11 protein-coding genes and 1 other annotated feature are annotated in these 14,382 nt (G+C 38.4%); of the genes, 9 read left to right on the top strand and 2 right to left on the bottom strand.

What is annotated here, in order from left to right; genetic code table 11:
• Window positions 1–187: 187 nt before the first annotated feature.
• The gene (gene secA, locus FFM61_RS03350; RefSeq protein WP_074427124.1) at window positions 188–2,557 is read left to right on the top strand and encodes a preprotein translocase subunit SecA; all 2,370 of its coding nucleotides are present in this window, start codon (window positions 188–190) and stop codon (window positions 2,555–2,557) included.
• Between the two features lie 85 nt (window positions 2,558–2,642).
• Window positions 2,643–3,758, top strand: coding sequence for a peptide chain release factor 2 (gene prfB, locus FFM61_RS03345; protein ID WP_074427125.1), 1,116 nt, complete (start codon window positions 2,643–2,645; stop codon window positions 3,756–3,758).
• Window positions 3,759–3,882: 124 nt separating this feature from the next.
• Here the strand turns inward: prfB and femX are convergent, their stop codons facing one another.
• Window positions 3,883–4,902 (bottom strand): UDP-N-acetylmuramoylpentapeptide-lysine N(6)-alanyltransferase, encoded by a 1,020-nt coding sequence (gene femX, locus FFM61_RS03340; RefSeq protein WP_074427126.1) that lies wholly within the window; start codon window positions 4,900–4,902, stop codon window positions 3,883–3,885.
• Window positions 4,903–4,996: 94 nt separating this feature from the next.
• On the opposite strand from femX, the gene FFM61_RS03335 reads away from it, so the two are divergent.
• From FFM61_RS03335 to FFM61_RS03325, 3 genes are all read left to right on the top strand, one after another.
• Window positions 4,997–5,767, top strand: coding sequence for a TrmH family RNA methyltransferase (locus tag FFM61_RS03335; RefSeq protein WP_074427127.1), 771 nt, complete (start codon window positions 4,997–4,999; stop codon window positions 5,765–5,767).
• Window positions 5,768–5,808: 41 nt separating this feature from the next.
• Window positions 5,809–6,291 (top strand): HD domain-containing protein, encoded by a 483-nt coding sequence (locus FFM61_RS03330; RefSeq protein WP_074427128.1) that lies wholly within the window; start codon window positions 5,809–5,811, stop codon window positions 6,289–6,291.
• A 262-nt stretch (window positions 6,292–6,553) separates the two neighbouring features.
• Window positions 6,554–7,507, top strand: coding sequence for a GRP family sugar transporter (locus FFM61_RS03325; protein WP_074427129.1), 954 nt, complete (start codon window positions 6,554–6,556; stop codon window positions 7,505–7,507).
• 73 nt (window positions 7,508–7,580) lie between these two features.
• On the opposite strand, the gene FFM61_RS03320 is transcribed toward FFM61_RS03325, so the two are convergent.
• The gene (locus FFM61_RS03320; protein ID WP_083194449.1) at window positions 7,581–8,804 is read right to left on the bottom strand and encodes an MFS transporter; all 1,224 of its coding nucleotides are present in this window, start codon (window positions 8,802–8,804) and stop codon (window positions 7,581–7,583) included.
• 145 nt (window positions 8,805–8,949) lie between these two features.
• Here FFM61_RS03320 and FFM61_RS03315 point away from each other — a divergent pair, with 145 nt between their 5' ends.
• The 4 genes from FFM61_RS03315 (at window position 8,950) to mltG (ending at window position 14,339) form a co-directional block, all read left to right on the top strand.
• Complete coding sequence (locus FFM61_RS03315) at window positions 8,950–9,303, top strand: winged helix-turn-helix transcriptional regulator (RefSeq protein WP_137604601.1); 354 nt, start codon at window positions 8,950–8,952, stop codon at window positions 9,301–9,303.
• A gap of 37 nt (window positions 9,304–9,340) precedes the next feature.
• Window positions 9,341–9,543 (top strand) — a binding site (T-box leader).
• Between the two features lie 60 nt (window positions 9,544–9,603).
• Window positions 9,604–10,644, top strand: coding sequence for a phenylalanine--tRNA ligase subunit alpha (gene pheS / locus FFM61_RS03310; RefSeq protein WP_074427130.1), 1,041 nt, complete (start codon window positions 9,604–9,606; stop codon window positions 10,642–10,644).
• A gap of 6 nt (window positions 10,645–10,650) precedes the next feature.
• Entirely contained in the window at window positions 10,651–13,074 is a 2,424-nt protein-coding gene (gene pheT, locus FFM61_RS03305; protein ID WP_074427131.1) for a phenylalanine--tRNA ligase subunit beta, read from the top strand.
• Between the two features lie 113 nt (window positions 13,075–13,187).
• Window positions 13,188–14,339, top strand: coding sequence for an endolytic transglycosylase MltG (gene mltG, locus FFM61_RS03300; RefSeq protein WP_074427132.1), 1,152 nt, complete (start codon window positions 13,188–13,190; stop codon window positions 14,337–14,339).
• The last annotated feature ends 43 nt before the right edge of the window (window positions 14,340–14,382 follow it).

Raw genomic sequence — 14,382 nt, 5'->3', positions numbered from 1 at the left:
CTGGTGTCTTTTTTTATGTGAAAAAGACAAAATAAAAAGCGTGAAATGTTTAGTTTCACGCTAGAAAGTATAGAGCCTTTTATTTTATGTGACTATACCTGTTACATATGCCTACCAGTATGTTAGAATGATACTTAGTATAATTAGCGTAAAAAGCTAATAATGACCGATGAGAGGGAAGATATAAATGGCTAATCCATTACGTAAAATTATTGAAAGTGATAAAGGAACATTACGTCGTTTGGGTCATGTGGCCGATAAAGTAGAAGCATATGCCGACGAAATGTCAGCTTTATCTGATGAAGAATTACAAGCAAAAACACCATATTTTCGTGAATTATTAAAAAAGGGTCACACCTTGGATGATATTTTACCAGAGGCCTTTGCAGTGGTACGTGAAGGAGCAAAACGTGTCTTAGGTTTATATCCATTCCGGGTACAAATTATGGGATCAACAGTTTTGCATGGTGGTAATATTGCTGAGATGAAAACTGGTGAAGGTAAAACTTTGACGGCAACAATGGCCGTTTATTTAAATGCTTTGCCTCAAAAAGGTGTTCATGTTGTGACGGTTAATGAGTACCTTTCACAACGAGATGGTGAAGAAATGGGTCGATTATATAAATGGTTAGGCTTAACTGTTGGTATTAATTTGACGGAATTGTCACCTGACGAAAAACGCCAAGCATATTTGGACGATATTACATACACAACTAATTCAGAAATTGGATTTGATTATTTACGTGATAACATGGTTGCCCGCAAGGAAGATCGTGTCCAACGTGGCTTGAATTTTGCGCTAGTTGATGAAACTGATTCAATTCTAATTGATGAGGCACGTACACCATTGATTATTTCTGGGGCACCCGCACAGACTAGTACACAATTGTACATCCGTGCTGATCGCTTTGCTAAATCATTAATTGAAGATACAGATTTTAAGGTTGATCATGAATCAAAGTCTGTTTTGTTAAATGATAAGGGAATCGCCAAAGGTGAAAAGTACTTTAACCTGGATAATCTTTATGGACCAGGGAATTCTGCTTTGACTCACCACATTGATCAAGCATTGCGTGCTAATTACACCATGTTTAATAATAAAGATTATGTTGTCCGTGATGGTGAAGTTGTATTGGTTGACGCTTTTTCAGGTCGTATCCAAGAAGGTCGTCGTTTTTCTGATGGACTTCACCAAGCACTTGAAGCAAAAGAGCAAGTGCAAATTCAAGAAGATAATCGGGCAATGGCATCAATTACGTATCAAAACTTGTTCCGTCAATATAACAAATTGTCTGGAATGACGGGTACTGCTAAAACTGAGGCTGATGAATTCCGTGAAATTTATAATATGGAAATCACGACCATCCCAACTAACAAGCCAATTCAACGTATTGACGAGCCTGATTTGTTGTATCCAAACTTAAATTCAAAGTTTAATGCCGTATTGCAACTGGTGACTGAGTTACACACAAAAGGACAACCAATCTTGATTGGTACTGTTGCGGTTGAAACATCTGAATTGCTAGCACAATTGTTAGATAATGCAGGTATTCCTCATAGTGTGTTGAATGCTAAAAACCACGCTAGAGAAGCTGAAATTATTGCGAATGCTGGTCAACGTGGCGCTGTAACTATTGCAACGAACATGGCTGGTCGTGGAACTGACATTAAACTTGGCCCTGGGGTTACTGATCTTGGTGGGCTAGCCGTTATTGGTACAGAACGTCATGAGTCACGTCGAATTGATAATCAATTACGTGGTCGTTCAGGTCGACAAGGAGATGAAGGTTATTCACAATTCTTCTTATCATTAGAAGATGATTTGATGATTCGTTTTGGTGGCGAACGCATTAAGACATTGATGGAAAGTATGAATATGGGCGATGAAGATGCTGTTATTCGTAATGGATTAATCACACGATCAGTAGAATCAGCGCAAAAACGTGTTGAAGGTAATAATTATGATTCACGTAAGCATGTCTTGCAATATGATGATGTCATGTCTCAACAACGTAATGCCTTTTATAAGGATCGTAACCATGTTATTGATGAAGAAAAATCATTACGTGATGTATTGTTGCCAATGGTTGAACGAACAATTAATCGCGTTGTTCAAAATCAAACGCAGGGTAAGCAAAAAGATTGGGACTTAGCAGCATTAGTTGATTTTGCACAATCAACGATTGTACCAGTGGATTCAATCACGGTTGACGATTTGGCAGATAAGAAGACGCCCCAAGCAATTTCAGATGAAATTTATCGACGTGCTAAGTTAATGTACGATCAAAAATTACATGATCTTGGGGATGATGAAGAGCGCTTATTGCAATTTACACGTGTTGTGATTCTACGTGTCGTTGATGCTCAGTGGACTGATCATATGGAAGCCATGAACCAATTACGTGATTCAATTCAATTACGTGGTTATGGACAATTGAATCCATTGATTGAATATCAAAACGAAGGTTTTAGAATGTTTGGTGATATGATTTCAGGCGTTGAATATGATGTAACACGCCTATTTATGAAATCGGAAATCCGTCAAAATGTTCGGTAAATAATTATATTATTTAATAATGTATTGATTGAGGTTGGGATGCTTATCTCAACCTCAATTTTTAAATATGATTGGAGGAGTAGGCATGGAAATTTCTGAAGCACGACATAAAGTAGCAGAAATGAGCGCAGAAATTGAAAAATTTGGTGAATCATTAGATTTAGATGCTTTGAATGATGAAATTGCTGCTAATGAAGCTAAAATGATTGCACCAGATTTTTGGCAAGATAATATTGCAGCACAAAAAGTAATTGATGAAAACAATGTCTTAAAAGGACGTCGAGATGATTATTTAAAATTAACAGATAGTGTTGAAACTGTTGAAACGGCAATAGAATTGTTGAATGAAACTTTTGATGAAGATATGGCCCAAGAAATGGTTACCGATTTGAATCAGTTGAACGAAGATTTATTGGCTTATCGATTAGCACAGCTATTAAATGAACCGTATGATAAAAATAATGCTATCTTAGAGATTCATCCTGGTTCCGGTGGTACTGAGTCAGCCGACTGGGGGGCTAATTTGCAACGAATGTATACACGTTGGGCAGAACGCCATGGCTTTAAAGTTGATATTATGGATTATCATCCTGGGGATGTTGCTGGTATTGATTCGGCAACATTGAAAATTACGGGACATAATGCTTATGGATATTTGCGTTCAGAACGTGGGGTACATCGTTTTGTACGTATTTCACCATTTGATTCTGCTGGACGTCGTCATACGTCATTCGTCTCAATTGATGTGATGCCAGAATTAGATGATTCGGTTGAAATTGATATTAACCCGGCAGATGTTAAAATGGATGTTTATCGTGCTTCCGGAGCAGGTGGTCAGCATATTAATAAAACATCTTCAGCAGTGCGCCTAACACATATACCAACAGGTATCGTTGTTGCATCACAACAACAACGTTCGCAGTTTCAAAATAAGGATACTGCATATGGTATGTTGCGGGCTAAATTATATCAGTTAGAGATGGATAAAAAAGAACAAGAACGGGCGGCCATTGCCGGAGATCAATTAGAAAATGGTTGGGGATCACAAATTCGTTCATATGTTTTCCAACCATATCGAATGGTTAAAGATCATCGCAATAACTTTGAATCAGGAAATCCACAAGGTGTGATGGATGGCGATTTAGACCCCTTTATGAATGCCTATTTACGTTGGCGTTTAGCTGAACAAAATCCTGAATAAAAGAGTCAGTATAGTACTGATATTAAGTATTATATTTTAAAAAAACACGTTAAAAATAGCACATCACCACAAAATTTGGTGATGTGCTATTTTTTAGTTTAAAGAATTTATTTTATCCGATGATTTACTTATGAACTAATGTTGTATAGGCGTTTTCATCCAATACTAAATCAATTTCGCCAATGTATTCACGTGGATCCGCTTTAATAAAAGTGTGCTTAAAAACATAAAGTCCATCGTCAGTTGACTGTGAGGCAATCCCACCCATGTCATACAAGTCAACACCGGCGTCCAATGCCCATTGAATCATGGCTGTTTGCACGGCATAGGGTGCGTAATAAGTAGGACCATCATTTGATCCGGCATACATATACCAAATCTTACGACCGTATTTAAAACCAATACCAGTTGACAGAAGTTCACCTTCACGCTCGGCCATGTAGACACGCATTATACCATTTTCACCACCAAAGGTAGTTAACATACGTTCGAAATAATCTTTTGGTCGATATGTAATGCCGTGACGATTAGCCATGTTTACATAGGTCTCATAAAAAGCATCTAGTGAAGCAGCATCACTACCATAACGAACGGTTACACCATCACGCATTGGGCGCTTTAGTTTAGATTTTGTTTTTGAAGGATATAAGTCAAAGGTTTCTTTTGCGTCAGGATTCGTCGTTAAATCTAACACCATATTTAAACGGGGTTGAATTGTCGCATGCATTCCTTCATCAGCAACATTGCGATTACGTGTTTGAAAACCACGTGCTTGCAGTGCATCATCTAATTCTTCTGAATAGGCGACTTCTGGGTCCATGCGTAGGACGTAAGCATCGTCACCATCAAGCGCTTTTTTAGCTTCAACCATTAACTGATCTAATAAGTCTAAGTTAGCAATATCCATAACTGGCCCTTTGGCTGCATAGGCAAATTTTTTACCTAATTTTGTTTGCGTTAATAACATCGAAATGGCAGCAATAATCTGACCGGTTTCATCAGTCACGTAAGCATAACGAGGTTCCCAATTATTTTTAACTTGTGCCCAACCAAGGTCTTGATTAACCTGTCCATATGGTGAACTTTGTACAAATGATTCATATTTTTTGACAGCAGCCGTGTCATTTAAATCTAAAACTGGCATGTTATCCTTCTTTCTTTAGCAACAAAATGTGATTTAAATCCCATAATAGATTATATCATAAGCAATCACCTTCGTTTTAGCGTATAATAGAGTTATGGAAATTATAAAATCAGTAAAAAATGACCGTGTTAAAACATGGCAAAAGCTACAAACGAAAAAAGGCCGTCAAGCTAGTCAAACATACTTGCTTGATGGTTGGCATTTAGTACAAGAAGCAATTAACCATGAGGGTAAGTTACATGCACTTATGGGTACGACTGAACAATTGGCAGAACATCAGGAGGAATTGCCATTAGGAGTACCTGTATTTGAAATTACCGATGAAATTGCTAAGAAGCTATCTGACTTGGTTACGCCGCAAGGTATTTTTGCGGAAGTCTCATTGCCGAAAGCAACGCGTGAACCACAGTTTATTCATGATGGTGCTTGGTTATTCTTAGATGGTATTCAAGACCCCGGTAACGTTGGAACAATGGTTCGAACAGCTGATGCAGCAGGATTCTCTGGTGTTGTTTTTGGCCAAGGCTCTGTTGATCCTTATTCGCCTAAAGCGCTACGAGCTATGCAAGGGTCACAATTCCACTTGGTCACAACTACAGGAGATTTGGCAAAGTGGACGGCGTCATTTACCCAAAACGGTATGAACGTTTATGGTACACAGTTAGACCCACAAGCTGCAGATGTCTTTACGATACCTGCGGAAACGCAATTTGCGTTGATTATGGGGAATGAAGGACAGGGGATGCAGTCAGCACTAGCTGGTATGACCACGCAAAACTTGTATATTCCAATTACTGGTCAAGCAGAATCTTTGAATGTTGCCGTTGCTGCCGGAGTAGTAATGTTCTCATTAAAGGCTCGTTAAAGTTTGATTAGGTAATCTATACTTATGCGAGGGGGAACGCTATGGTATTAGACTGGGAAAAAGATAAAGTATATAAAGATATCGTAAAAGATTTGTTATCACATCCACAAGTACAAGAAATGGCTAACTATACGCAGCATCACCATTCGGATCGATTAACTCATTGTATTACGGTGTCTTATGTTAGTTATAAACTAGCATTGCGCTTTGGACTTAATGCGACAGCGGTTGCTCGTGCAGGTGTCTTACATGATTTGTTTTTCTATGATTGGCGTGAAACCAAGTTTGAGCTGGGGTCACATGCATTTATCCATCCACGAGTAGCATTGCGTAATGCAGAAAAAATTACGCATCTATCACCAATGGAGAAGGATATCATTTTGAAACATATGTGGGGCGCTACTAGTGAATTACCACATTATCGTGAGAGTTTATTAGTCGATTTGGTTGATGATTACTTAGCAATAGCTGAATTTTTCTCACCAGCTTCAGCACGTATGAAGCGACTATTTCATACAAACTAACAAAAATTGAAAAACGAATTGCACTTATTTTGAGATGCAATTCGTTTTTTTGATTATAAAATATAAAATTAACAATTAGATTAAATAACGGTGATAAAAAATAGATCTTAAATACTTACGCTACTGGTAAGGCTTGATTTACAGTGCTTTTATGGTGATATATTACGTTGAAAGCTAATATTTATGCTTGTGTAATCGGTTACAATAGTGTATTCTCAATCATGTTGATTTATATATTTTTTTGATTGTGGAGGAAAGAAAAATGTCGATTTTAATCGCTTTAGTTCCTGCTCTAGCCTGGGGGTCAGTTGGTATTGTAACCACCAAAGCTGGTGGAACTGCAGCTCAAGGTATTATGGGAATGACCATTGGTGCCCTTATTTTAGGATTCGGTACTTTATTTGCATTTGTTATTCCCAATGCTGGTGCAGACTATGCTTTTAACTCAAGGATTTGGGTTGTTGGATTCATATCAGGATTGGTTTGGGCTATTGGTCAAGTCGGTCAATTAATTGGTTTTAAGAAGTTAGGGGTATCAATTGGTAATCCACTTTCAACTTCTGGTCAAATTGTTGGTAATGCCTTGATGGCAGCAGCCGTTCTTGGTGAATGGCACACTGGTCGGATGTGGTTCTTTGGAATTTTGTCAATTGCATTGGTAACTGTTGGTGCTTTATTTACAACGGTTAGCGATAAAAACGCACCAAAAGATTTGAATCCGGAGCGTGATTTCAAGGGTGGGATTACTGCCGTAATTATTTCAACGCTTGGATTCATGGCCTACTTTGTTATTCCTAACTTGTTGAACAAATGGGGTTACATCTCAGATGCCGTTCATAACCAAAACAATGGTTTGGATTACATGACTGCTATTGTGGCACCACAGTCACTTGGACAAATCTTAGGGGCTATCCTAATTGTTATCTTCTTCTTTAAGGAGACAGGTGATATGTTCAAATCAGGTACTTGGCGTCAAGTTATTACTGGTTTGGTTTGGGCACTTGGAAATGTGTTCATGTTCATCTCAACTGGTAATCCTGATGTTGGTCAAGCAACAGCAACGACATTGTCACAAACAGGTATTATTGTTGGAACGTTTGGGGCCATCTTCATCTTGAAAGAGAAGAAGACCAAGCATCAAATGGGATTCATTGTTGTTGGTGCCATTATGGTTGTTATTGGTGCTATTTTGATTTCTAAGTTAGCAGAACTTTAATTTAAGATAAAAATAAATACCAGAATTTATTGGTTTACATCAATAAGTTCTGGTATTTTATTATATAAAATTATTATGCAGAGACTTTGCGTCCATGAATAAGGTAGTAAAGTACAATACCAATAACGGCAATAATTGCCATCATGATAAATAGATTTTGATAGCCTAATATTGGTTGAATAAAGCCAATGATTGAGGGACCGAACCCTAATGAAAATTCATAACAAATAAAATAAGTAGCTGTTGTTTGGGTTAGCCGATCAGCTGGGACCATTTGGGTGGTCGTTGACTGAACAGCTGATTGGAAGTTACCAAATCCAAAGCCAATAAAAATTGCAGCAAGTAGCATCGTCCAACCATTTGACATCAAAGCTAGTAATACTAAACCGATTGCTAAAATGATCAAAGCTGGATAAACAACATAATTTTCGTTTTTACTATCCATTAAACGTCCAACGACTGGTCGTGAAATCAAAACAGCAAAGGCGTAAACCAAAAAGAAATATGAGGCAAATGTCGTTAGGTTCAAATCACTTGCATAAAAATCAAGTTCGGATTGAATCGCAGCATAACCGAAAGTTACAAAACCAAGAGTTAAAGAAATGCCTAATACTTTAGGTTCAATTAAAGTTTGCCAGCTAAATTTTTTGGTTGTTGGCGTTGCTTTAATAACGACCCTGTTTGGATCAATTAGTAATGAGGCAATTAAAGCAATGATACCAATGAAAAATTCTATCCAAAATAGTACCGTGTATGAAGCATGTTGCTCAATTAGTAAAGCAAAGAACGGACCAAAAGCGGTACCTAGGATTGTTGCTAATGAGAAATAAGCAATTCCCTCAGCGCGACGAGTAGTGGGGATGACATTCACAACAGCCGTATTTGTGACAGTTCCAGTTAATCCAACAGCAAGCCCTTGAATAAACCGTATAAGTAACAAAACAGCAATCCCACCATGATATTGATAGGCTAATAAAGTGGGCACTAAGATAATCATGCTGATAATGGTTAAGCTTTTTGCGCTGAATTTAGCAGTCATGATACCAGCTCCAAAACGAGCAACCATCGTCCCAATAATCGTCATACCTGTAATTAAACCGGCCATCGTTGTACTAACATGATATGTGTTGACAGCATAAGGCCCGATAATGACAAAGAGACTATAAAAAGTCATCATACTAAGAATTTGAATAATAAATAATTGAATAAAAGTCGCATTTAAAATACGACTGGAATTTTGTGTTAACGTAGGCTGATACCTGTCTTTCCTAAAAAAATTTCTTAGATAATTATACACCTAATGTCAACTTTAACTTTCGCTGTACTGCGTATAACGTTATAATAGAAATAATGTATTAAAAGTTATTTCGTGCATTTTTTGTAAGTAAAGCATAAAATGGTTATACGATAAAAGAAATTTAGTTGATGAAGGAGAAAAACATATGACAGAAGCAACTGAAAAAATAGCTGGTGATATGTCTGAGAATAAATTGTGTGATAAGTTTGTCGCAACTTTTGAGATTTTAGGGCGCAAATGGAACGGCATGATTATTGAAACGTTATTGGTCAATGGTCCACGACGTTTTAAAGATTTAGCAGAATCTGTTTCGAAATGCTCAGATCGTGTTTTGGTTGAACGTCTAAAAGAGTTAGAAGCCGCTGGAATTATTGAACGTCGCACATATGCTGATTCAGCACTGATTGAATATGCGTTGACACCACGTGGTGAGTCAATGCGTGACATGATGGCCGCAATTCATGAATGGTCAGATAAGTGGCAAACAATTAATAAATAGAAACTTGAAAATGTAAGTTAAAGTTTGTACAATAGAGCAAGAAGCAATGAATGACCTAGTATGTGTTTTTCAATGAATTAGCGAGCAGGAGATGGTGAAAGCCTGCCTTTGGAATCATAGAATTTCAGTCAGGAGTTCATCAGTTAAACATTGATGCGGTTTATCACCGTTAATAGATAACCGAGGGTAGTCTTTTGACTACTAAAATTGGGTGGTACCACGTTAATGAGCGTCCCTTCGATAGTAATATCGAAGGGACTTTTTATTTATAATAGTTATATAAGTATAAGGAGAATGAATATGAGTTTACAAGATGAGCTCACGACACTACGTGATGAAGCATTAGGCCAAATTAATGATTCGGCAGATGTTAAGATATTAAATCAAGTTCGTGTGCACTGGTTAGGGAAAAAAGGGCCACTAACTGAAGTGTTGCGTGGCATGAAAAATCTAACGCCTGAAGAGCGCCCAGTTGTTGGTGCATTAGCTAATGAGGTCCGTGATGTATTAACGACGGCAATTGCTAATCGCCAAACTCATTTGGAAGCAATTGCTTTGGATGCACAATTGGCAGCTGAGGCTATCGATGTCACACTACCAGGTCGTGCTGTTAAGCAAGGACAACCACATGTGTTGCAACAAATAATTGAAAATCTTGAAGATCAATTCATGGGGATGGGATTCCAAGTTATTGAAGGACCTGAAGTTGAAGAGGACCAATATAACTTTGAGCGTATGAATTTGCCAAAGGACCATCCTGCCCGTGATATGCAAGATACGTTCTATATCACGCCTGATATTTTGATGCGTACGCAAACATCACCAGTTCAAGCCCGGACAATGGAAGCGCATGATTTTAGTAAAGGACCGTTAAAGATGGTGTCACCAGGTCGTGTATACCGTCGTGACACTGATGATGCGACGCATTCACACCAATTCCACCAAATGGAAGGATTAGTGATTGATAAGCATATTACAATGGGTGATTTAAAGGGTACTTTATTAGCCGTTGCCCATAACTTGTTTGGTGAAGCACATGATATTCGACTACGGCCTTCATACTTCCCATTTACGGAACCATCTGTTGAGGTTGATATTTCATGGAATGCCGTTACACCTGATATGAATTCTGAAGACATTGAATGGATTGAAGTGTTAGGAGCGGGTATGGTACATCCAAATGTGTTGCGTAAGTCAGGTATTGACCCTGAAGTTTATGGTGGTTTTGCCTTTGGCTTGGGCCCTGATCGTTTTGCAATGCTTAAATATGGTGTTGAGGACATTCGTAACTTCTACTTAAATGATGTACGTTTCTTAACACAATTTGATCAGAAAGGATAAGACAAAATGAAAGTTTCAGTAAATTGGTTACGCGATTATTTACCAATTGAATTGCCAGCAGCGCAATTATCAGAAAAAATTTCTCGTACGGCAGTAGAAGTGGAAGGGTTATACCAACCAAAAGGCAACATGAAAAAAATTGTGATTGCTAAGGTCTTGTCTGTTGTCCCTCATCCTGATTCAGATCATATGGTTATTACCCAACTTGATGCTGGTGAAGATGAGCCAATCCAAGTTGTAACAGGGGCACCAAATGTTGCTGAAGGCCAAACGGTGGTTTTAGCTAAGCATGGTTCAGTTATTGGTGATAATAAGAAAATCCGTAAAGGTAAATTACGTGGTGAACCATCTAATGGGATGTTAGCAGCACTACAAGAAATTGGCTTTGATGATAAAATTTCACCTAAAGATTTTGAAGATGGTATCTGGGTATTTAACGATGTTGATGCAACGGACCTAAAGCCTGGCGAGGATGCTCTAAAGGTTCTAGGTCTTGATGATGATGTTTTGGAAACGGGTATTACACCAAATCGTGCAGATCTGTTTTCAATGAATGGTACGGCATGGGAAGTCGCTGCCATTCTATCTGAAGAACCTGTATTACCAACGTTCGAACTAAACGAAGTTGATGAAAAGACTAGTGATGTCATTAGTTCAACGGCACCAGCAGAACTAGCTTCAAAATACGCTGTTCGCGTTGTTAAAAATGTTACGGTTAAGGATTCACCATTATGGTTGCAACGTCGTTTGTGGACCATGGGGATTCGCCCAATTTCAAATATTGTTGATATTACAAATTATATGTTGTTGATGTATGGTCAACCAATGCATGCCTTTGACTTAAATGCATTACCAGCTGCAGAAGTACATGTACGTCGTGCAGCAGATAAAGAACAGATTAAGACTTTAGATGGTGTTGAACGAGAAGCGTCAGCTGAAGATATTGTGATTGCATCAGGGGATGAAGCCTTGATGTTTGCGGGTGTCATGGGTGGTGAATCTACTGAAGTAACGGGACAAACGACAGACATTGTTTTAGAAGGGGCTATTTTTGATCCTAAGTCAATTCGTCACACGGCGCGTGATCAAAATCTACATTCTGAAGCATCAATGCGTTTTGAACGTGGTGTGAATGTTGCAGATACCTTTACTGCTTTGGATCATGCTGCTGTTCTAGTTGCTGAACTAGCTGGTGGACAAGTAACTAGTGGACGTGTTGTTGCACAAGACTTTGCTTATGAGGCACCAGTTGTTAGCGTTAGTGTGGCATATGTTAACCATGTGCTGGGGACAACAATTACCAGTGATGAAATTGCCGCCATCTTTGATCGTTTGTTCTTTGAATATGAAGTTAATGACGATGTATTTTCAGTGACTGTCCCTGCTCGTCGTTGGGATATCACGATTGCAGCTGATTTGATTGAAGAAATCGCTCGTTTGTATGGGTATGATAATTTACCAACGACGCTACCAACTGGTGATACGACACCGGGTAAGTTAACAGCACAACAACGCTTGGTACGCGCTAGTCGCCACGTTTTGGAAGGTCTTGGTCTTAACCAAGCTATTTCTTACGTTTTGACCACACCAGAAAAAGCCAACCGTTTTGCGTTACATGATGGTCAGCCAGTGCAATTGGATTACCCAATGTCACAAGATCGTCAGCAAACACGCAGTAGCTTACTGACAAGCTTGTTGGATGATGTTGCTTATAATAAAGCTCGTAAGCAAACGGATGTGGCTTTGTATGAACAGGGACGCGTTTTCGTTTCAGATGGTGATTTGACAAAGCAGCCACAAGAAATTGAACATTTAGCAGGTGTTATTACTGGGAATGTAGCAGAACGTACCTGGGCAGAACAAGCACAAGCAGCTGATTTCTATACAATCAAGGGCATTGTGGAACAATTATTAACGAACTATGGCTTTGCTGATGATGTGGCTTTTGTTGTTAATACAGTGCGTGAGGATATGCATCCAGGGCGCACAGCTGATATCTATGTGGGCAATGTATTGATTGGGTTTGTTGGTCAAATTCACCCATTGACAGCAAAAGAGTATCGGATTAATGAAACTTTTGCCTTTGAATTAAATTTAACAGCGATTATTGAATTGACTAAGGTCACTGGTCGTTACGAGGCTATTTCACGTTACCCAGCAGTTTCACGTGATTTGGCAATTTTAGTTAATCGTGATATACCAGCAGCTCAAATTGAATTGGCGATTAAACAAGCTGGTGGTAAGCACTTGCATGATATTGTCATTTTTGATGTCTATACTGGTGAAAATGTGCCAAGTGACATGAAGTCAATTGCTGTTGGGTTGACTTTCGTGAATGCAGAGCAAACAATGCTTGATGATGAAACGAGTCAAAAGGTTGACCATATTGCCAGTGCGTTAGCTGAGCAGTTTGGTGCTGAAATACGTTAAGATATAATTAAGCACTTTTTAAATAGTCGCTATTACTGATATAATTATCGTAATGGCGACTATTTTTGCTGTTGTCGTTTTTGTTAAAAAAGATATATTTAGGAGAAATTATTATGAATAATGGTAATCACAGGGGACGTAAAAGGCGTAGCCGTCGTGGTACTAACCGAGCTATCGTGATTATTATCATTCTATTGGCAATTATTGTTGGTGGCGTGAGTTTTGTGATCCATTATCAGGATAGTCGTGATTATTCTGCATTAAATACACAGGATAAAAAGAGCAAGCAAATTAAAATTAAAGCCGGCGCGGATGCAGACCAAATTGCAGATAAATTAGACAAGGCCAAATTATTGCGATCAAAGAGTGCTTTTACGCATTATGTGGCTGCTAATAATATTTCTAATTTAAAGTCAGGTTATTACTTATTTGCACCGTCTGACACAGTTGCAGACATGGTTAAAACTTTGCAAAGTGGAGGTGCTTCATCACCATTAAATAATCAAGAGACCGTTACTGTACGTGAGGGTGAAACGATTGACGATATTGCAACCGAAGTAAACAACAAAACGAAGTTTACGAAAGCTGAATTTTTAAAGGCGGTTAATGATAAAGCCTTCTTTAACCGTTTGAAGGATGCTTATCCCGGTTTATTAGACTCAGAAACCTCAAGTGAACAAGCTAAAGACATTCGTTATCGGCTAGAAGGATATCTATATCCGGCTACTTACAATTGGAAAGATGCTAATAACGTTCGTGAGTTAGTTAACCAAATGGTTGCGCAATCTTACATCCAGTTAAAGGATCGCTTTAAGAGCATTAAAGACTCTGGTTTGACAGTTCATGAAATGTTAACTGTTGCTTCCCTTGTTGAACGTGAAGGTGTTGACCAAACAAGTCGTCAAACAATTGCTGGTGTCTTTTTGAATCGTATTGATGATAAGATGCCATTACAGTCCGATGTCGCAACAAAATATGCGATGAAGACAAATAAGCCTAACTTGACTAATAAGGATGTCCAAAGTAAGAATCCTTACAATTTGTATCGTTACTCAGGATTTGGACCAGGACCACTTAATAACCCATCACTGGAAGCTATTGATGCTGTTTTGAACCCGAGTGATCGTGATAAGCAGTATCTATACTTCGTCGCTAATTTGAAGACTGGTAAAGTTTACTATTCTGCTAATTATGATGAGCACTTGGGCAAGACCGATGATGTACAAGATGCTAATGATGCCGTTGGTAATGCTAACAATAACTAAAGTAATTGAGGCTAATCAAGCAGTCAGTGGCAAAGTCAAAATA

Origin of the sequence: Weissella hellenica (genome assembly GCF_005405545.1) — a bacterium.
GTDB lineage: Bacteria > Bacillota > Bacilli > Lactobacillales > Lactobacillaceae > Weissella > Weissella hellenica.
This window is presented reverse-complemented; position numbering and strand designations above follow the sequence as displayed.

Coding starts and splice junctions, on each gene's coding strand:
- secA (WP_074427124.1), top strand. CDS start 188: ATGGCTAATCCATTACGTAAAATTATTGAAAGTGATAAAGGAACATTA.
- prfB (WP_074427125.1), top strand. CDS start 2,643: ATGGAAATTTCTGAAGCACGACATAAAGTAGCAGAAATGAGCGCAGAA.
- femX (WP_074427126.1), bottom strand. CDS start 4,902: ATGCCAGTTTTAGATTTAAATGACACGGCTGCTGTCAAAAAATATGAA.
- FFM61_RS03335 (WP_074427127.1), top strand. CDS start 4,997: ATGGAAATTATAAAATCAGTAAAAAATGACCGTGTTAAAACATGGCAA.
- FFM61_RS03330 (WP_074427128.1), top strand. CDS start 5,809: ATGGTATTAGACTGGGAAAAAGATAAAGTATATAAAGATATCGTAAAA.
- FFM61_RS03325 (WP_074427129.1), top strand. CDS start 6,554: ATGTCGATTTTAATCGCTTTAGTTCCTGCTCTAGCCTGGGGGTCAGTT.
- FFM61_RS03315 (WP_137604601.1), top strand. CDS start 8,950: ATGACAGAAGCAACTGAAAAAATAGCTGGTGATATGTCTGAGAATAAA.
- pheS (WP_074427130.1), top strand. CDS start 9,604: ATGAGTTTACAAGATGAGCTCACGACACTACGTGATGAAGCATTAGGC.
- pheT (WP_074427131.1), top strand. CDS start 10,651: ATGAAAGTTTCAGTAAATTGGTTACGCGATTATTTACCAATTGAATTG.
- mltG (WP_074427132.1), top strand. CDS start 13,188: ATGAATAATGGTAATCACAGGGGACGTAAAAGGCGTAGCCGTCGTGGT.